The 19,232-nt window shown below is 38.4% G+C and carries 19 protein-coding genes; 15 read left to right on the forward strand and 4 right to left on the reverse strand.

Annotated elements, in window-relative coordinates; genetic code table 11:
- Positions 1-228: 228 nt before the first annotated feature.
- The 4 genes from miaB to EIY84_RS02755 form a co-directional block, all read right to left on the reverse strand.
- Positions 229-1,662 carry a tRNA (N6-isopentenyl adenosine(37)-C2)-methylthiotransferase MiaB gene (gene miaB / locus EIY84_RS02740; protein WP_124640274.1) on the reverse strand — a complete coding sequence of 478 codons (1,434 nt, stop codon included), beginning with the start codon at positions 1,660-1,662 and terminating at the stop codon, positions 229-231.
- A gap of 350 nt (positions 1,663-2,012) precedes the next feature.
- Complete coding sequence (gene lysA, locus EIY84_RS02745) at positions 2,013-3,212, reverse strand: diaminopimelate decarboxylase (protein WP_124640276.1); 1,200 nt, start codon at positions 3,210-3,212, stop codon at positions 2,013-2,015.
- A 103-nt stretch (positions 3,213-3,315) separates the two neighbouring features.
- Positions 3,316-4,539, reverse strand: coding sequence for a 3'-5' exonuclease (locus EIY84_RS02750; protein ID WP_124640278.1), 1,224 nt, complete (start codon positions 4,537-4,539; stop codon positions 3,316-3,318).
- Positions 4,540-4,553: 14 nt separating this feature from the next.
- Positions 4,554-6,086, reverse strand: coding sequence for a helicase HerA-like domain-containing protein (locus tag EIY84_RS02755; protein ID WP_124640279.1), 1,533 nt, complete (start codon positions 6,084-6,086; stop codon positions 4,554-4,556).
- A gap of 163 nt (positions 6,087-6,249) precedes the next feature.
- On the opposite strand from EIY84_RS02755, the gene EIY84_RS02760 reads away from it, so the two are divergent.
- The 15 genes from EIY84_RS02760 (at position 6,250) to EIY84_RS02830 (ending at position 19,224) form a co-directional block, all read left to right on the forward strand.
- Positions 6,250-6,609, forward strand: a complete 360-nt coding sequence (locus EIY84_RS02760; protein ID WP_124640281.1) for a hypothetical protein — start codon at positions 6,250-6,252, stop codon at positions 6,607-6,609.
- A 105-nt stretch (positions 6,610-6,714) separates the two neighbouring features.
- Complete coding sequence (locus EIY84_RS02765) at positions 6,715-7,566, forward strand: FixH family protein (RefSeq protein ID WP_124640283.1); 852 nt, start codon at positions 6,715-6,717, stop codon at positions 7,564-7,566.
- A 120-nt stretch (positions 7,567-7,686) separates the two neighbouring features.
- Positions 7,687-9,678 (forward strand): TonB-dependent receptor plug domain-containing protein, encoded by a 1,992-nt coding sequence (locus EIY84_RS02770; RefSeq protein ID WP_124640285.1) that lies wholly within the window; start codon positions 7,687-7,689, stop codon positions 9,676-9,678.
- Positions 9,679-9,793: 115 nt separating this feature from the next.
- A complete protein-coding gene (locus tag EIY84_RS02775) occupies positions 9,794-10,237 on the forward strand; it encodes a hypothetical protein (RefSeq protein ID WP_124640287.1) in 444 nt (147 codons plus the stop codon).
- Positions 10,238-10,244: 7 nt separating this feature from the next.
- A complete protein-coding gene (locus tag EIY84_RS02780; protein WP_124640289.1) occupies positions 10,245-10,622 on the forward strand; it encodes a hypothetical protein in 378 nt (125 codons plus the stop codon).
- 83 nt (positions 10,623-10,705) lie between these two features.
- The gene (locus tag EIY84_RS02785; RefSeq protein ID WP_124640291.1) at positions 10,706-11,089 is read left to right on the forward strand and encodes a sulfite exporter TauE/SafE family protein; all 384 of its coding nucleotides are present in this window, start codon (positions 10,706-10,708) and stop codon (positions 11,087-11,089) included.
- 23 nt (positions 11,090-11,112) lie between these two features.
- Positions 11,113-12,516 carry an MBL fold metallo-hydrolase gene (locus tag EIY84_RS02790; protein WP_124640293.1) on the forward strand — a complete coding sequence of 468 codons (1,404 nt, stop codon included), beginning with the start codon at positions 11,113-11,115 and terminating at the stop codon, positions 12,514-12,516.
- A gap of 7 nt (positions 12,517-12,523) precedes the next feature.
- On the forward strand, positions 12,524-12,820 hold the full coding sequence (locus tag EIY84_RS02795) for a cupin domain-containing protein (protein ID WP_124640295.1): 297 nt from the start codon (positions 12,524-12,526) through the stop codon (positions 12,818-12,820).
- A 12-nt stretch (positions 12,821-12,832) separates the two neighbouring features.
- Entirely contained in the window at positions 12,833-13,426 is a 594-nt protein-coding gene (locus EIY84_RS02800) for a methyltransferase domain-containing protein (RefSeq protein ID WP_124640298.1), read from the forward strand.
- The gene (locus EIY84_RS02805) at positions 13,423-13,662 is read left to right on the forward strand and encodes a DUF6132 family protein (protein WP_124640300.1); all 240 of its coding nucleotides are present in this window, start codon (positions 13,423-13,425) and stop codon (positions 13,660-13,662) included. Before EIY84_RS02800 ends, EIY84_RS02805 begins: the two co-directional genes overlap by 4 nt.
- Positions 13,640-13,849: a hypothetical protein gene (locus EIY84_RS02810; RefSeq protein WP_124640302.1), complete on the forward strand. Its 210-nt coding sequence runs from the start codon at positions 13,640-13,642 to the stop codon at positions 13,847-13,849. The genes EIY84_RS02805 and EIY84_RS02810 overlap by 23 nt, the downstream gene beginning before the upstream one ends.
- Positions 13,850-13,867: 18 nt before the next feature.
- Positions 13,868-14,725 (forward strand): carboxylating nicotinate-nucleotide diphosphorylase, encoded by an 858-nt coding sequence (gene nadC, locus EIY84_RS02815; RefSeq protein WP_124640304.1) that lies wholly within the window; start codon positions 13,868-13,870, stop codon positions 14,723-14,725.
- Between the two features lie 291 nt (positions 14,726-15,016).
- Positions 15,017-17,662 carry a TonB-dependent receptor gene (locus EIY84_RS02820; protein WP_124640306.1) on the forward strand — a complete coding sequence of 882 codons (2,646 nt, stop codon included), beginning with the start codon at positions 15,017-15,019 and terminating at the stop codon, positions 17,660-17,662.
- A gap of 87 nt (positions 17,663-17,749) precedes the next feature.
- Positions 17,750-18,175 carry a hypothetical protein gene (locus EIY84_RS02825; protein WP_124640308.1) on the forward strand — a complete coding sequence of 142 codons (426 nt, stop codon included), beginning with the start codon at positions 17,750-17,752 and terminating at the stop codon, positions 18,173-18,175.
- A 41-nt stretch (positions 18,176-18,216) separates the two neighbouring features.
- Positions 18,217-19,224 (forward strand): aspartate-semialdehyde dehydrogenase, encoded by a 1,008-nt coding sequence (locus tag EIY84_RS02830; protein WP_124640310.1) that lies wholly within the window; start codon positions 18,217-18,219, stop codon positions 19,222-19,224.
- The last annotated feature ends 8 nt before the right edge of the window (positions 19,225-19,232 follow it).

Here is a 19,232-nt window from a genome sequence, read left to right on the forward strand (position 1 = left end):
TAAGTATTTCTAGTTGTTCTTTTTCGATAAAACCATAATCGAAAACTCAAATTTGTTCCTTGAATCTAAAATTTCTATTTAATTCGGTCTCGATAGTCAGTCTAAAAATAACTTTTGACAGCCTTCTTGCTTCTTTCCAAATTTCTAAATCCTCAAATCTCTTAACAGTTGACATCACTTTTTATCTTAAACTTGAAACTTGAAACACAAATCATGAAACAAAATCACTTACAACATCTCGCCAATCAAAGTTCCTCTGGTGGACGAGTTCACAAAAACCTGTACCGTATCTCCAAGTTTTGTTCCTTCTTTTATATCGAAAACCACCACGGCATTTTGCGAGTTTCTGCCCTTCCATTGGTTTACATTTTTTCTAGATATTCCGTCAATTAAAACTTCGTGCACCTTTCCCACATAGGATTTCATTCTTAAAGTAGAAAGTTCTCCTTGCAAATCCACCACTTCTTGCAGCCTTCTGCTTTTTACATCATCCGGAATATTGTCAGGCATTTTTTTATGTGCCGGAGTTCCTGGTCTTTCAGAATAGGTAAACATGTAACCGTAATCGTACTCTACCTCTTTCATTAGCGAAATGGTATCTTGGTGATCTTCCTCGGTTTCGTTGCAGAAGCCTACCATGATGTCTTGAGAAAATGCAATTTCCGGAACAATTAATTTTGCTTCACGGATCAAGTCCAAATACTCTTGTCGTGTATGCTGTCTGTTCATGGCTTTCAGCATATTGTCGCTACCGCTTTGCACCGGGAGGTGAACATATTTGCAAATATTATGATGCTTTGCCATCATTCTGAAAACATCCAAGCTCATATCCTGAGGATTGGAAGTTGCAAATCTGATTCGGATTTCTGGAAGTTCTGTCGCTACCATATCCAACAATTCGGCAAAATGAACGGCTGTAAGTTGTTGCATTTCTGATGCTTTGTCGAAATCTTTTTTGGCTCCACCTCCGTACCAAAGGTAAGAATCTACATTCTGCCCCAGAAGAGTGATTTCTTTGTATCCGTTGTCCCAAAGTTCTTTACATTCTCGGATGATGGAATGCGGATCTCGGCTTCGTTCTCTACCTCTTGTGAAAGGCACGATGCAGAAAGTACACATGTTGTCGCAACCACGGGTGATGGTCACAAAAGCCGTAACGCCGTTTCCACCCAAACGAACGGGAGAAATGTCGGCATAGGTTTCGTCTTTGGAAAGGATGACATTGATGGCGTCTTTTCCGCCTTCGGTTTCTTTTAAAAGATTGGGAAGATCCCTGTAGGCATCTGGACCGACTACCAAATCTACCAACTGTTCTTCTTCCAGCAATTTATGCTTCAATCGTTCTGCCATACAACCCAGAACTCCCACAATCAGGTTGGGTTTGGTTCTTTTCAGGCTTTTGAATTTGGACAACCTCATCCTTACGGTTTGCTCTGCCTTTTCACGAACAGAACAGGTATTCAGGAGGATAAGATCGGCTTCTTCCTCTTTCAAGGTGGTGTTATACCCCTGATCGTTGAGGATGGAGGCCACAATCTCGGAGTCGGACATATTCATCTGACAGCCGTAGCTTTCTAAGAATAATTTTTTGGTATTTCCTATTTTATCGGCGATGGCGTAGGCTTCGCCTTGTTTGGTTTCGTCTATGTATTTCTCTTGCACTTTGTAAAATTTTTAAGTCTTGAATTTAAAATTCAAATCGAGGTGCAAAGATAAGTGTTTTTCTGTCAAAATGGCAGAAGTTGGATGTTAAAAAAAAACAAAAAGCCAAGAACAAAAATTCTTGACTTTTCTTATTTGGAAGTAGCATTTAGAAACCACTTTTTCTGGAAAAAAGACGGTTGAACGGAAAAATAAACTAAAATCGTGTTAAACATTTGGCTATCCGTTAGAATCTGTGCTTATTTATGCTATGAAAATAGAAAAAGTCCCAGTTTTGTAGTTATCCTTTGCTGAGCCGAAACCATCGTATAGAACTGTAAACACAATCCTTTTATTTTCATTTTGTTATGTTACAAAACTTCAATTTGGTTTTTCAACAAATCCTCAAACTCGTCTCTTTTACGGATTAGGTGGGCTTTTCCATCTAAAAATAACACTTCGGCAGGTTTTAATCTGGAGTTGAAGTTAGAAGACATCTCAAAACCATAAGCACCGGCATTTCTAAAAACCAAAACATCGCCCTCGCGGATTTCGGTAATCTTTCGATCCCATGCAAAAGTATCGGTTTCGCAGATGTTCCCAACCACCGTGTAAATTCTTTCTGGACCTTTGGCATGAGAAAGGTTTTCAATCTTATGGTACGAATCATAGAACATAGGACGAATCAGGTGGTTGAATCCTGAGTTGATGCCCGCGAAAACGGTTGCTGTTGTTTGTTTGATGACATTGGTTTTCACCAAAAAATGACCGGACTTGCTTACCAAAAATTTTCCAGGTTCAAACCAAAGTTCAAATTTTTTCCCGGATTCTTTTGAAAAATCGGTTACCGCTTTGTTCACTTTTTTACCCAAAGTCTGCACATCGGTTTCTATATCGTCTTCTTGGTACGGCACTTTGAAGCCCGAACCCATGTCCAAATATTTTAGATTTGGGAAATGCTCCGCCAATTCGAACATGATTTCCAGCCCTTGCAAAAAGACCTCCGGATCTTTGATCTCGCTTCCCGTGTGCATATGAAGCCCTTCTACATTTAGATTGGTCGATTTTACAATCCTCTCGATGTGTCTTAGCTGGTGGATGGAAATTCCAAATTTGGAATCGATGTGACCGGTAGATATTTTATAATTACCGCCTGCAAAAATATGTGGATTAATTCTCACAAAAACAGGATAAGAACCTCCGTGTTTGTTACCGAATTGCTCCAAAATAGAGATGTTATCGATGTTGATGTGCACACCAAAAGCCATGGCTTCTTCGATTTCTGCCAGATCTACACAATTGGGTGTAAAGAGAATTCTTTTCGGTTCGAAACCGGCTTTTAGTCCCAATTTCACTTCATTGATGCAAACACAATCCAAATTAGCGCCCAAAGATTGAACATATTTAAGAATGTTGATGTTGGAAAGCGCCTTGCATGCGTAGAAAAACTTGGTGTTCTTAGCAAATGAAGAGGTTAGTTTTTCGTATTGAATCTTGATGGATTCGGCATCATAAACATAAGTAGGCGTGCCGAAGTCTTCGGCTACTTTCAACAATTCTTTATTGTTCATTGGATTAAAAATTTTAATTAAATTATGGCTTACAGTATTGAAAACCCAAACAAAAGTAGGAATTTTTCCTAAATCTGCGCTTTTATATGTGAAATATTTCTATTTATTGCGGAAGTGGAAATAGTTGAAACTCATCTCTGAGCAAAGCCAACTGCAATTCGTTTTTCAATTCAGGACTTATTTTGGGCAATTCCATCTTCAGCATATCCAATCGTTTTCTGGATTGCACTTGGGTATGATATTCATAAAAACCAAAAGAAACCAACTGTCCCGATTGAAATTCAAGAAATGCTTTTTCACCTAAAATACGACCTTCAGTAACCAAAATTCCAGATCTCTTTTTCAAATCCATTTTGCTTTTAAAAGCCTTTAAATCAGCAAATTCCAGTTGTTTATCAATATAAGAAACCACTTTAGCACCTTGTGTAAAGGATTTGAATTTCAACAAAGGTTTTTCTTCGGTGTGAAGACTGATTTTTTCAACAACATAATTTCCTTTTTCAAAATACAATCCAAAAGGTAGGGTCTCTTTCAGCTTCATTCCTTTTACCAATAAAATAAGCTTGGTGAGCAACGGATTTCCGGTGAGTTCAAAATTAATTTGCTCGCATTGATCCTGAATTTTTTTTCTTTTGGATGATTTGGACTGCAAAATACTCTTTGCATAGCGATTGATGTTCTCCGAATATTCTGACAAAAGCAACTTTCCTTTTTGGTCTTGAAAATAGACAATACCTCGATCGCTGGGCAAGTCCGCTGTAAGTTCTTTTATTTTATTGGAAAACGATTTGGCTTGTGTTTCTTCAAATTGATGTTGGATAATTTCGTGTACCGCATCTTTGGTCAACAACAGCTTGAACAAGTCCAAAGTTGCCCGGGCATCTCCTGCAGCTCGGTGATGCTCTGTAAGTGGGATCCCCAAGGATTTTGTCAGCTTGCCCAACGAGTAGCTTTCTGCATTGGGAATGAGTTTTTTCGCCATGGGAATGGTATCCAAAACATCTATTTTGTAGGGATAGCCCAAGCGTTCAAAAGACTGCTTCAGCATCCTGTAATCGAACTCGATGTTGTGTCCCACCAAAGTTGTTCCTTTGGTAATTTCGACCACTCTTTTTGCAATTTCATGAAATTTTGGTGCTGTTTTCACCATATTTGGAGAAATTTTGGTCAATCTCTGTACAAAAGGGGTAATATCCGCTTCTGGATTTACCAATGAGATGAATTGATCCACAATTTGATGGCCATCGTATTTGTAAATGGCAATTTCGATGATGCTCTCCTTCCTAAATCCGGCACCATTGCTTTCTATATCGATTATTGAATACACTTTTATTTTTTAATTTATCTCCTTCTTCTTGTTCCCAACCCCAACATTCCTAAAACGGCTTTTGCTCCTTCTCGCATCAGTGTATTGGCGAAAGTTCTTCCCGCACTGCTTTTCATCACTTGCTCGAACATACTGGGCTCGTCTTGAATTTCTTTAGATTTTGTATTTTCCTGTGCCATCACCTCTTGATTCACCTGCATTCTTTCAGATAGGATTTCATAAGCCGATTCCTTGTTCACCAATTCGGAATATTTGGACACCAAACCAGAGGCGTTGGTCAGATCATCGATTTCATCTTGGGTTAAAACATCCATTCTGGATTCGGGTGAAATTAGATAAGCCTGAACCAATGGTGTAGGTATTCCTTTTTCGTCCAAGGCAGTCACAAAAGCTTCTCCAATACCTAAATTTTGAATAAGCTGACCTGCATTATAATATTCGGTCATTGGATAATTTTCTACAGCTTTATCAATTTCTTTTTTATCTTTTGCTGTAAAACCTCTCAGCGCATGTTGAATTTTAAGACCCAATTGCGAAAGTACATTTTCGGGCACATCTCCTGGAATTTGGGTAATGAAATATATTCCCACTCCTTTGGATCGAATCAGCTTTACCATCGTTTCTATCTGTGCCAATAGGGTTTTGGAGGCTTCTTTAAAAATAAGATGAGCCTCATCGATAAACAAGACCAATTTGGGTTTTCCGCTATCGCCTTCTTCAGGAAAACTCATGTATATTTCTGCAAACAAAGACAACATAAAGGTTGAAAACAAGGAGGGTTTATTTTGAATATCGCCCACCCTCAGGATATTCACCACGCCTTTATCACCTTCTTTGCCCAGCAAATCCCAAACATCAAAACTTAGTTCACCGAAAAAATCGGATGCCCCTTCTTGCTCCAACGCAACGATGGATCGAAGAATGGCTCCAAAAGATGCCGGTGAAACATTGCCATAATTTTCGGCCACTTCTTTTTTCCCTCCCTCCGGATCGGTGATGTATTGCAAAACTTTTTTCAGATCCTCCAGATCGATGAGCGGCAAACCTTTGTCATCGCAATATTTAAAAACAATAGCCAGAATACTTTGTTGCGTATCGTTCAGTTGTAAAATTTTCCCAAGCAAAACTGGACCAAACTCAGAAACCGTAGCCCGAAGTTTCACTCCTTTTTCACCGGAGATGGACATCAATTCCACAGGAAAAGCCTGAGGCTGAAATTGGAAACCCGTTTTTGCATATCGTTCTTGAATAATGGAATTTTCTGCACCTTCGACAGCGATTCCTGAAAAATCCCCTTTGATGTCCAATACCAAAGTGGGAACTCCCGCTTTGGAAAGTTGTTCAACAAATGCTTGTACGGTTTTGGTTTTCCCGGTACCGGTAGCTCCGGCTATTAATCCGTGTCGGTTGATGGTTTTTAGAGGAATTTTAACATCCACTTCCCGCACCACTTCTCCGTCCAACATTCCCTTTCCAAGAGTTATGCTTTCTCCTTTTGTGCTGTATTTTACACTCAGCTCATCAACAAATTTCACTTGTTTCTCCATTGTTTGTGTCTTTTAAATTTAAAGAATGGATAAAGGTAAATAATTTTTTAGGACGAATGAAAATTTTTGATTGATGATTCCTTGTTTTTTCATGATGAATATCAGCCAGCAATTATGAGATAAGTCAGTTCAAAATACGACAAAAGAGTTTAATTTTGTTGGTATGAAAACCTGGTGGACTACACTTTTAGCAATTCTTATATTCGCTTCGAGCTTTCAAAGCTCGTTGGTGTTGGTCGATTACCACATCAATCAGGATTTTTACGAAAACCATTGCGAAAATAAAGATCGTCCCGAACTGAGCTGCCATGGTAAATGCCAACTGAACCAAGAGCAAGACCAATCTGGAATTTATTTGGTAGCAAAGTTTTGTTTCGAAATGAATGTTCTGCCCACTTCTGAAATCAAAATCACAGAAGATAACGGAATTGAGAACCCTTTGGTTAAGATTAATTTTAACCGATATTCTTCTCGTTTATCCCACGGATATTTCCATAAAATACCGAGACCTCCTCAGATTTAATTGATTCAATCGTCAAGCTCAGATCATTTGTAGTCTTTACAAATGCAGAAATCGAGCATCTTTTTTCGACTAAATTTTATTAAAAATCAATTAAACTCTAAAAAAATGAAATCAATTATCAAAACGATATTGGCCACATTGGTAATGGCCCTATCCCTTATATCTTGTAGAAACAGCGAAGATCCAATTGTAGAATCCCCTAACGAACTGAGTGGACTGCAATTAATCAAAGAATTCTCGAACGACAAACACATCATAGAACTTTATTCGGCCAGTGGAAAATTGAGCCAAGGGTATCACGAAATCAGTCTAAGAATAAAAAATAAAGCAACGGGACAATACGAGAACAACGCTACAATAGATTGGACCCCAACCATGCACATGACCAGCATGAGCCACTCTTGTCCAAAATCTGCAGTATCAAAACCTCTAGGAAACAACTTGTATAAAGGATACATTGTGTTCACCATGGCTCAAAATGCTTCTGAATATTGGGATCTTAAAGTAAACTACACCATAGACGGTATAAGCCACACCGCGACCACCGTATTGGATGTACCTGCGACAACAAAAAGAGTCGTAACCTCTTTCAAAGGCAGTGACAATACAAAATACATCTTAGCCTATATCGAACCTAAAAACCCTAAAGTTGCAACAAACGACTTCGTTGTAGGGGTTTGGAAAATGGTGGACATGAATACTTTTGCTGTGGTGGATGGATATACTGTAAAAATTGATCCTCGAATGCCGAGCATGGGCAACCACACCTCTCCCAACAACATGCATGCAACACAAAAAAATGCGGGAGGCTTGTATTTTGGCAAACTGTCTCTTACCATGAGTGGATATTGGAAAATCAACCTGCAATTGGCCGATCAATCGGGCACCATACTAAAAGGTGAAGAAATAAACGACAGCACACCTGCCAGCAGTATTTATTTCGAACTAGAATTCTAGTTTAAATTTCACTTACCAATTACAGCAAGATTTTAACAAAACTCTTGCTGTGATTTTGCATCTCAAAATTTCAGTTTTTAAAAATTAATCATCCAAAATTGGTTGAAACCCTTTTGTATTATGAAAAAGAATTTCATCATCATATTGTGCTTGGCATTCTCTTGTATTATGCAAGCACAAGAAGATCAAGACAGCTTAAAAACTCGAGGCATCCAAGAAGTCATTGTTATCAAAACACAAAACATTTCCATCAAAGAAAACAAACCTCTGGGTTCTATTGATGATTATTTGCAAAAATCGGCTCAGGTGGATATGATCCGTAGAGGCGCCTACGCTTGGGAACCTACTGTAAACAACATGAGCACAGAGAGAACCCTTGTAACCATAGATGGCATGAGAATTTTTGGTGCATGCACCGACAAAATGGATCCCATAACCTCGTATGTAGAAGTTTCTAATCTGGCTTCAGCAAAAATTACAAGCGGACAACAAGGTTCTTGCCACGGCGCAACCATCGGTGGAGCAATCGACTTGCAAAGAAGCAAAACTGCATTTGGTTCTGAAAATTTAAAAATAAATTTAAACTCCGGCTTCGAGTCGGTAAATTCACAAAAAATTTTAGGAGCAGGATTTGTATTTAAAAACTCTAAACTCTACAACGATGCCAGTTTTATGTTTAGAGAAGCTGGAAATTACCACACCGGAAAATCAACAGAAATTTTATATTCACAATTCAAGAAAATTAACTTTTCCGAAACTTTGGGGTATAAAATCAACGACAAGCACCTCGTAGAAAGCTCCCTGATCTACGACAAAGCCAGCAATATCGGATATCCGGCACTTCCTATGGATGTTTCCTTGGCCGAAGCCATCATTACTTCACTTAAACACCGTTACGAAAACCCCGAAGGAAAAATTAAAAGTTGGGAAACCAAGTTTTATTACAACAACATCACACACAGGATGGACGACAGCAAAAGACCAATTGTGCCCATCCGTATGGACATGCCGGGATGGAGCAGCACTTACGGTTACTACAGCAAGGCACAATTCGACATCAACAAACATCAATTTTTAGTGAATCTTTCAGGATACACCAACAATTCTTTGGCAGAAATGACCATGTATCCCAACAATTCTACAGAAAAATTAATGTTTATGCTTACTTGGCCCGGTGTAAAAACTTTGAATCAAGGATTATTTATTGAAGACCATTACACCTTGAACGAAAATAATAGTTTAAAAGCATCCTTTGGTATAAATTACCACCATAACAAGATCGAAAAAGAAATGGGGCTGCAAAGTTTGCAAATTTTCTATCCCGAATTAAAAGTCGACAAAAGTAGAATTTTGAAAAATTTTGCCTTCAACTACATCGTTAAAACAGGTGATTTTGAGGCAGGGATAGGCACAGGATACGGGGAAAGATCTGCATCCGTTTCGGAAGGTTATGGTTTTTACCTTTTCAATTCTTCGGAAAAATACGACTACATCGGAAACCCAAATCTTAAAAATGAAAATGCTTGGGAAGGCAATTCCTACATTAGCTGGAAAAAGAATAAAAATATTACTTTAAAACTGAACGCTTCGATCTTTTACATTCAAAACTTTATGGTCGGAGAAGTTATTCCTGGATTTGCCCCAATGACCATCGGTGCTTTGGGCGTAAAAAAAATGACGGCTTTGGATCATGCAAATATTATCAATCTGGGGTTGAATACAGAAATAAAAATCACACCACAACTGCAATGGAAAACTCAGATTTCCTACAATTATGGCAAGGATCATCGTGGCGAACTGCTTCCTTACATCAGTCCAATCCGCTACCGAAGCAGCTTGGCTTTCGATAAAAATGCGCTTCATACTGAAATTTCGTTGATCGGTAACACCTCAAAAAAGCACTACAATACCAATTATGGAGAAAGTTCGACTCCGGATTTCGCAATATTGAATGCTACTATTGGTTATTCGATTAATTTCGGAAGAAATAAAATTATGGTAAAAACGGGAGTCGAAAATATTTTTGACACTTATTACACCACTTTTTCAGATTGGAATAAAATCCCAAGACCCGGCAGAAACTTTTTCATCAACATCAATTACGCTTTATAGATTGACAAACAGCTTTAAAATCTTGTCCTATCGCGTTCCTGATTTTTCTTAGCCTTACCGATTTAAAAAGTCGATAAAATATTCATAACTTTGTTTTTTCACTAAAAAATAAAACATGAAACGAGAAGATATCCTCAAAGAAATTATAAAAGAACAGCACCGAGTTATCCAAAGCTTAAAAGACAGTGTCGACGGCTACAAAACTGCCTCGGACATGGACGAAGACAGCACATCGGATCCGGATGATTATACACGACAAGCGGAAGCCAAAGACATGCAATTGCGTTTTGAAAAAATGCTACAAAAAGAAAAAAATGATTTAGAATTCGTATTGAACGAAATGGAAAAGTCGTACACAGAAATTGAATTTGGCGCCATTGTTGAAACCGACAAAAACTACTTTTTCTTAGCCGTTCCACTTCCGAAACTTACCTTTGGAGGCAAAGAATTGTTTTGCATTTCTAAAGATGCACCCATATTTTCTAAACTAAAAGGTCAAAAAATTGGAGCATCTATTGAAGTAGGAAACACCACACATACAATCGTTAACATACTATAATTTCAGAATGAACAAAATTAAATCCAGCATAATCGTTGCAGCTATCGCTTCCGTATTTTTATTTTCTTGTCAGAAAACAGAAACCAACAATACAGCAACTACTGAAGCAGCAGAAACCTCACTAGAGCAAGAAGCTAAAATGTTGAAAAACGACAAAGGAGAGACCATAAAAGTAGTGTATTTTGCAGACGGCGATGAAGTTGCCGTTAAAATCACCAAAGAAGGAAAAGAGCACAAACTAAATGCCCGAGGCAGTAACAACAAAGGCGAACCCATATTTACAGACGAGACTTTTGCATGGGAAATTATGGAAAGTGGTATGTCTGGAAGGCTGACCGACAAGTCCGGAACAATCTCCGTTTACAAACCCGCTGACGAACAATAACATCGACACATTCTATTAAATCTGTAATCTTTATTACAGATTTTTTGTTTTAAATGTCAGATATTTGCTAAAAAAAATCAAAAATGGATCTCAATCAAATTTTAATTTTACTCATCTTAGGACTCATCAGTGGGATACTGAGTGGCTTACTCGGTATTGGTGGTGCCGTATTCATCATCCCCGCACTCGCCATATTTATGGGATTTTCACAGCAAACCGCACAAGGAACCACTTTGATGATGATGGTCTTACCGGTGGGTTTTATGGCAGCACTACAGTACTATAAAGCTGGACACGGCGATATAAAAACAGCAGGCATTTTGGCCTTAGCTTTTTTTATTGGTGGATACTTTGGTGGCAAATGGGCCAACCAAATCCCTCAAGATATTTTGAAAAAAATATTTGCCGTATTGCTCATCGTCATCGCCATAAAAATGCTCTTTTTCGACAAAGCCATTAAAATGTAATTAAAAATTAAAAAATTTAAGAAATGAAAATAGAACAAATATATACAGGATGTCTCGCACAAGGTGCTTATTATGTTGTTTCTAACAACCAAGCGTTCATCATCGATCCGTTAAGAGAAACCCAACCCTACATTGATAGATTGGAAAAAGATGGCGCACAATTAAAATACATTTTTGAGACACATTTCCACGCTGATTTTGTGTCCGGACACTTGGATCTGAGCAAAAAAACCGGCGCACAAATCGTTTACGGACCCACTGCCAATCCCAGCTTTGAAACCACTATTGCCGAAGATGGGCAGATCTTTAAAATTGGAAACATCCAAGTAAAAGTCCTGCACACACCTGGACACACCATGGAAAGCATCAGCTTACTTTTGATAGATGAAAACGGTAAAGAAACCGCATTGTTTTCTGGTGACACTCTGTTTTTAGGCGATGTCGGAAGACCCGATCTTGCGCAAAAAGCAGCGAACATGACCCAAGAAGAACTTGCAGGTATCCTTTACGAAAGTTTACAAAATAAAATTTTACCTCTTGCCGACGACATCGTTGTGTACCCGGCACATGGAGCAGGATCTGCGTGTGGGAAAAACATGCAAAAAGAAACTGTGGACAGTTTGGGAAACCAAAAACGAACCAACTACGCGCTGAACCAGCCCAATAAAGAAGCATTTGTAAAAGAAGTATTGAATGGACTAACAGCTCCACCACAATATTTCGGAATGAATGTAGCCATGAATAAAAGTGGATATGAAAGTTTTGAAAATGTGATGGCAAAAGGAAACCATGCCTTGTCGGTAGATGAATTTGAAGCCATCGCTGAAGAACATTCCGCCCTGATCTTAGACACCAGAAACGCAGCCGATTTCCACAAAGAATTTGTACCAAAATCCATTAATATCGGTTTGAAAGGAGATTTTGCACCTTGGGTAGGCGCAATGATTGTCGATGTACAACAACCCCTCCTTTTAGTTTGCGATCAAAATAGTGAAGAAGAAACCATTACACGATTGGCAAGAGTTGGGTTTGACCATGTATTAGGCTATCTGAACGGAGGAATAGAAAGCTGGAAAAAAGCCGGAAAAGAAGTGGATCGCATCAACAGAATTAGTCCACAAGAAATGGAACAACAAATCCAAGATAAAGATAAAATTGTGGATGTACGAAAAGAAACCGAATACACCGCAGAACATCTTGTAGCAGCAGAAAACCTACCTCTTTCCAACATCAATCAATGGTTCAATACATTTAACAACGACCAACATTTTTACCTGCATTGTGCCGGTGGATACAGAAGTATGATTGCCGCCAGCATTCTAAATGCACGAGGAATCCGAAATTTCACAGAAATAGAAGGAGGATACAACAAAATAAAAGAAACCAACCTTCCTAAAACCAATTTCGTTTGTCCATCAACCAAATAATTTCATTATGAATATCATCGAAAATTTACAGTTCCACAATGATAAGCCAAGCGTTGCGATCATCAAAAAAAATGAAAACATCAAATATTTTGCCGTAGGTCTTGGCAAAAATGCAGTACTGCAGAAACACACCACTGCTTTCCCGGCAACCCTTGTCGTTGCAAAAGGGAAAATTGATTTTAAATTTGAAGACAGAAATTATATCTTGAATACTTTGGACACTTTCGAAATCCCTGTAGATGAAATGCATGAGGTACACGGTTTGGAAGATGAAAATGTTTTTTTAGTTTGCCAAGAGCTGTAAGACTCCTTGAAAATGGAAGAATTGAATAAAGAATTTTGGGATGCGAGATGGAAAAACCAACAAACGGGTTGGGATATTGGTCATGCTTCTCCGGCCATCGTAAAATATTTCGAACAAGTTCTTGATAAAGACATTAAAATTCTCATCCCGGGATGCGGCAATGCTCACGAAGCCTTTGCTCTTTCAGAAATGGGTTTTCAAAACATTACGCTTCTCGACATTGCACCAACTGCTGTTGAGCATTTGAAAGAAAAGTTCCAAAACCACCCCAACATCAATACGGTTTGCGATGATTTTTTCTTGCACGAAAACCGATACGACCTCATGGTGGAACAAACATTTTTTTGTGCCATTTCTCCAGATTTAAGAGAGCAATACATCCGTAAAGCTTCAGAAATTTTAGAACCAGAAGGGAAAATAATCGGTTTGCTGTTCAATACCGAATTTGAAAAAGCCGGACCTCCATTTGGCGGAGACAAGACCGAATACAAAATACTTTTTGACAAATATTTTGAAATCAAAACCATGGAAGACTGCTACAATAGTATTGAACCTAGAAAAGGAAGCGAGGTCTTCATCAACCTAAAAAACAAAAAAACGGTATGACTGCATTTATAAAAAAAAATAAATTGGGACTGGCGGGTATCCTTGTTGGCGGCATCTTAGGCTATGCCTATTATCACTTTATCGGATGCAGCTCTGGGACTTGTGCCATTACTTCCAAGCCTATAAACTCTTCGGTGTACGGAATGTTGATGGGTTACCTTACTTTTAGTATTTTTGAACCGAAAAAAAAATCAGCAGACATCAATACGAGCAATGACAATCATCAACAAAATTAAAAACATACTCATTATAAAAGGTTGGAATTTCAGAAGAATCCTCTACCTCATCGGAGGATTTTGGATGGTTGCATTGTCTGTAAAAGACCAAACATGGTGGATGTCTATTTTTGGGCTGTATTTTATAGCCATGTCCATCTTCAAATTCGGCTGTGCATCCGGAAATTGTGAAATTCCAAAGAAATAAAACCAAACAGAAACATCTATGCGACCAACATATTTAAACGATAAAAACCTAAACACCTTTATAAAAGCGGCGTTAGAAGAAGATATTGAAAGCGGCGACTACTCATCTCTATCCACCATCCCTGCGGATTTGCAACAAAAAGCAAAGCTTTTGGTAAAAGAAGACTGCATCCTTGCTGGAGTCGAAATGGCAGAAATCATCTTTAAAACTTTTGATAAAAATTTGCAAATCGAAAGATTCATCAACGACGGCGAAAATGCGAAAAAAGGGGATGTCGCATTTATTGTAAGTGGAAATGCAAGATCCATACTTTCCACAGAAAGATTGGTACTAAACTGTATGCAAAGGATGAGTGGCATTGCGACTTTGACCCACGATTGGAATTCTAGGCTAATAGGTACCAAAACAAAGTTACTGGACACGAGAAAGACCACTCCCAACTTCAGAATTTGCGAAAAATGGGCTGTGGTTATCGGTGGCGGAAACAACCACAGATACGGATTATACGACATGGTTATGTTGAAAGACAATCACATCGACTATAACGGCAACATCAGCAATGCCGTAAAGATGTGCAAGCACTATTTGGCAGAAAACAATCTGAACTTAAAGATTGAAGTAGAAACAAGAAACATCGAAGAAGTTAAAGAAGCTCTTCTCGCTAAAGTGGACAGAATTATGCTCGACAATATGGATACGTCTACCATGAAAGAAGCCGTTGATCTCATCAACAACCAATGCGAAACAGAAGCTTCTGGGGGCATCACCAGAGATCGATTGCAAGAAATTGCAAAAACAGGGGTAACTTACATTTCCGCAGGAGCACTTACCCATTCTGCTAAAAATATAGATTTAAGTTTAAAAGCGGTAAAATAATATTATCTTTTTTGAAAACCCAATAAAAAGCCTGATCCACCATCAGGCTTTTAACATTTCCATCACAAATTAATATTATTGATAATATAAAAAAAAATGATTTTTCTAATTATTATGCAACATATAGTTTGTAAAAACAAAAGCGCCACACCCTTACAATCGCCTATAATACTGCATTTTAAAACAAATAAACCCGCCATTTTAAATTTTAACAATTTATTAATGAAACATTGAAATAATTTAACGATTTTTGCAACTGAAAAATAGTTTATTATTTAACACTTTAAAGTTATGAGAATTAACTCTATCCAAAAACCGATTTTTGCTGTAGTGCTTACACTATCTACAGCAAGCGTTTATTTTGCACAAGAAAAAGACAACACCCGCTCCAAAGACATTGAGCAAGTTGTACTAACAGGAGTTGCAGATATCGCAAAAGATCGTAAAACTCCAGTGGCTGTTTCTACCATTAAAGAAGCACAAATTATTGAAAAACTAGGAAATCAAGAGTTTCCTGAAATCCTAAACACTACCCCTTCCGTGTACGCCACAAAAGGAGGTGGAGGTTTCGGAGAGGGAAAACTGAACATCCGTGGTTTTGCCCAAGAAAACATCGCGATCATGGTAAACGGCATGCCGGTTAATGACATGGAAAACGGTAGAGTTTTCTGGTCCAACTGGGCAGGTCTTTCCGATGTAACCTCTGCCATGCAGGTACAAAGAGGACTTGGATCTTCTAAATTAGCTATTGCTTCCGTTGGTGGTACTGTAAACATTATTACCCGAGCTGCTGATAAAAAAGAAGGCGGAGTGGTATCTGTAGGTATTGGGAATAACGATTACTTAAAAACATTATTTGCCTACAATACAGGAAAATCTACTAATGGTTGGTCTTCATCTTTCTTAATGAGCAGAACTGCAGGATCTACTTATGTTGATGGGACAGAGTATGAAGGATACAACTATTACTTCGCATTGGGATATCAAAAACCAGGTGGAAACCACGACTTCCAATTTACAATTACGGGAGCACCACAATGGCACAACAACAGATCTACCTCTTCTACAATTTCAGATTATATCAAATATAATAACGGAGACGGCACCAACCCGAATAGAAAATACAACCCGGATTGGGGGTATAGGAATGGGGAAGTTTTCTCAAACAGAAATAATTACTACCACAAACCAATTATGTCACTTAACTGGGATTGGAAAATTGATGCTAAATCCAAACTAAACACCGTGGTTTACGCTTCTTTCGGTAGAGGTGCTGGTGTAAATGGAAATGTAGGTAAAGCCGGAGGAAAATCCATTTCAGATCCTAGCTTTAAAACTGCAAGCGGTCAAATTAATTTTGATGCAATTGTAAATGCCAATGCAGCAACTACAGTAGATGCTACTTCACCGATAGGAAACACGATGGCACAAGCAGCATCTATCAACTCTCACAACTGGTTCGGAGCGATTTCTAGCTTTAATCACAAGATCAACGATAACTTGAAATTTACCGTAGGTATTGATGGAAGATACTATTATGGCTATCACTACCAAGTAGTTTCAGATTTCTTAGGAGCATCCGCTTATAAAGACGGAAGCAACAAAAACATCCCTTATAACATTGTAACCAAAGCATTTAGCCCAAGACCATCTTGGAATCCTTTTGGAGGAAAAGTAGATAACTTGAGTGACATGATTACTTATGATAACGACGGTGAAGTATTGTGGTACGGTGGGTTTGGACAATTAGAATATTCTAATGACAACCTATCTGCATTTGTACAAGGAGCTGTGTCCAACCAAGCTTTCCAAAGAATAGACAATTTCTTAGTAGATGGTGTTTCTTTACTTAACGGAACTCTTGCAGGTACTCCAGCAACCAACCAACCAACTGCACTGAACCCCGTATTGAACACAAAAACTGGTTTCAAAGACATCTTGGGGTACAACATCAAAGGTGGTGCTAACTACAACATCAATGAGCAGCACAATGTTTTTGCAAATATTGGTTACTACTCAAAACAACCTTTCTTGAATGCCGTATATCCAAACAATAAAAACTTCCTTAACCCGAACTTGACCAACGAAAAAATCTTTGGTGTAGAAGCAGGTTACGGTTTCCGTTCCGGAATATTCTCTGCAAATGTTAACCTGTACAGAACTTCTTGGAAAGATAGATTCCAAAGAAGATCCAACATTACAGCAACCTATACCGACAACACCGGCGCAACAGTTACCACTACTTCTGCTTATGCAAACATCGCTGGTATTACTGAAATCCACCAAGGAGCCGAGTTTGATTTCGTAGCAAACATCAATAAGTATGTATCCCTAAACGGTATGTTCTCAATCGGTGATTGGTATTACGAAGGAAACGCTGAAGGTAGCTTGTTTACAGAAACCAACGAACCCATCGTAACCGGAACAACTCCAACTACAACGCTATATTTGGACAAAGTAAAAGTAGGTAGCTCTGCACAATTAACTGCTGCTGCAGGTCTTAACATAAAACCGGTTACAGGATTATCTTTAGATGTTAACTACAGATATGTTGATAATTTATTCGGTAACATCAACCCGCTTAACTTCCAAACTCAAGCTGGTGGAGCAAAAGGCGCTGTAAAATTACCAGCTTTCTGGTTAATGGATCTTGGGGTAAGCTACAAATTAAATTTGAACGCAAAGCAATATTTCACTTTAAGAGCAAATGTGTACAATTTGTTTGACAGAACCTACATCTCTGATGCCAACACAAACATCCACAGTGGATTATCTGCACAAGAGTACACAGACATTAATGGTGGTACTTTAGCAAGCAACGCTTCTAAATACGCTTCTTATGTAGGTGCAGGAAACTGGAACGGTATTAGCCAACAAAACCAAGTTTATTTCGGATTTGGTAGAACTTGGACCACTACACTTTCCTTTAATTTCTAAACCATTACCCTCGTAATAAATTCAAGATCCCGGCTCTAAGTCGGGATTTTTATTATCTTTGTTCATCAAAAGTAAAAACAATAGATTATGTACAACATTCTGCTTAACGCACACAAAGGATTCGGTTATTTGGAACTATTATTGGTTTCGTTATTCATCATCACTTTAGTCATCACCTCTTTCGGGTTCAGTGGTAAGATTAAACCACTTTTCAGAAAAATTACTTTATTCACCATGATTTTCTTTCACATCCAGTTCCTTTTGGGAATTGTCATGTTGGGAATTCATTTTTCTAGCGGAACAGACATGGGATCCATTATGAAAGACTCTGCACTTAGATTTCAGTATGTAGAACACCCATTCTCCATGCTAATTGCAGCCATCCTGATGACCATCATCAACAAAAAGGTGAAAACCAACGATACTCTTAGTTTAAAGATTTTCTTTATGGGAGTACTTGCCGTCGCTCTTTTTGCATTTGCATTCCCTTGGGCTAAAGTTTTTGGACTTTAATAGTAAATCAATTTTTTTTAAACAATAAACATTCAATTTTAATGAAAGTAGCTGTAGTAGGCGCTACCGGAATGGTAGGCCAAATCATGTTGAAAGTTCTAGAAGAAAGAAACTTTCCATTTACTGAAATCATCCCTGTTGCATCCGAAAAATCCGTAGGAAAAAAGGTCAAATGCAAGGGTAAGGAATACAGTATTGTGAGCATGAAAGACGCTATTGCTGCACAACCAGAAATTGCACTATTTTCTGCCGGTGGAAACACTTCATTAGAATTTGCACCCCAATTTGCAGAAGCCGGGACAACGGTAATTGACAATTCTTCGGCTTGGAGAATGGATCCCACTAAAAAATTGGTAGTCCCGGAAATCAATGCATCAGAATTGACAAAAGCCGACAAAATTATTGCCAATCCCAATTGCTCTACCATACAATTGGTCATGGTTCTGAATCCGCTTCACCTAAAATACAAATTGAAAAGAGTGGTGGTCTCCACTTATCAATCGGTAACCGGAACGGGAAAAGCTGCTGTCGACCAACTGAATGCTGAAATTAGCAATGCTGTAAATGAGGAAAATAAAACTATTGAGAAGGTCTATCCTTATGACATTTTCAAAAACGCACTCCCACAGTGCGATGTTTTTGACGAGCACGATTACACCAAAGAAGAACTGAAACTCATGCGTGAACCTAAAAAAATCATGAGCGATGACAGTTTTAACCTAACCGCTACTGCCGTTAGAGTCCCTGTACAAGGTGGACATTCTGAAAGTGTAAACATCGAATTCGAAAACGAATTTGATTTAGAAGAAGTTAAAAACATTCTTTCCGAATCTGCCGGTGTAAAAGTATTGGACGATGTGCAAAACAAAATCTACCCAATGCCTCTCTACTCCGAAGGAAAAGACGAAGTGTTTGTAGGAAGAATCCGAAGAGATATTTCCCAACCAAGAACCCTAAACTGTTGGATCGTTGCAGACAACCTCAGAAAAGGAGCTGCAACCAATGCAGTACAAATTGCAGAATATCTTTTAGATCATAAATTAATTTAAAACAATAA

It is taken from the genome of Amniculibacterium aquaticum, assembly GCF_003852705.1.
Lineage (GTDB): Bacteria > Bacteroidota > Bacteroidia > Flavobacteriales > Weeksellaceae > Amniculibacterium > Amniculibacterium aquaticum.

Coding starts and splice junctions, on each gene's coding strand:
- lysA (WP_124640276.1), bottom strand. CDS start 3,212: ATGAACAATAAAGAATTGTTGAAAGTAGCCGAAGACTTCGGCACGCCT.
- EIY84_RS02755 (WP_124640279.1), bottom strand. CDS start 6,086: ATGGAGAAACAAGTGAAATTTGTTGATGAGCTGAGTGTAAAATACAGC.
- EIY84_RS02760 (WP_124640281.1), top strand. CDS start 6,250: ATGAAAACCTGGTGGACTACACTTTTAGCAATTCTTATATTCGCTTCG.
- EIY84_RS02765 (WP_124640283.1), top strand. CDS start 6,715: ATGAAATCAATTATCAAAACGATATTGGCCACATTGGTAATGGCCCTA.
- EIY84_RS02770 (WP_124640285.1), top strand. CDS start 7,687: ATGAAAAAGAATTTCATCATCATATTGTGCTTGGCATTCTCTTGTATT.
- EIY84_RS02775 (WP_124640287.1), top strand. CDS start 9,794: ATGAAACGAGAAGATATCCTCAAAGAAATTATAAAAGAACAGCACCGA.
- EIY84_RS02780 (WP_124640289.1), top strand. CDS start 10,245: ATGAACAAAATTAAATCCAGCATAATCGTTGCAGCTATCGCTTCCGTA.
- EIY84_RS02785 (WP_124640291.1), top strand. CDS start 10,706: ATGGATCTCAATCAAATTTTAATTTTACTCATCTTAGGACTCATCAGT.
- EIY84_RS02790 (WP_124640293.1), top strand. CDS start 11,113: ATGAAAATAGAACAAATATATACAGGATGTCTCGCACAAGGTGCTTAT.
- EIY84_RS02795 (WP_124640295.1), top strand. CDS start 12,524: ATGAATATCATCGAAAATTTACAGTTCCACAATGATAAGCCAAGCGTT.
- EIY84_RS02800 (WP_124640298.1), top strand. CDS start 12,833: ATGGAAGAATTGAATAAAGAATTTTGGGATGCGAGATGGAAAAACCAA.
- EIY84_RS02805 (WP_124640300.1), top strand. CDS start 13,423: ATGACTGCATTTATAAAAAAAAATAAATTGGGACTGGCGGGTATCCTT.
- EIY84_RS02810 (WP_124640302.1), top strand. CDS start 13,640: ATGACAATCATCAACAAAATTAAAAACATACTCATTATAAAAGGTTGG.
- nadC (WP_124640304.1), top strand. CDS start 13,868: ATGCGACCAACATATTTAAACGATAAAAACCTAAACACCTTTATAAAA.
- EIY84_RS02820 (WP_124640306.1), top strand. CDS start 15,017: ATGAGAATTAACTCTATCCAAAAACCGATTTTTGCTGTAGTGCTTACA.
- EIY84_RS02825 (WP_124640308.1), top strand. CDS start 17,750: ATGTACAACATTCTGCTTAACGCACACAAAGGATTCGGTTATTTGGAA.
- EIY84_RS02830 (WP_124640310.1), top strand. CDS start 18,217: ATGAAAGTAGCTGTAGTAGGCGCTACCGGAATGGTAGGCCAAATCATG.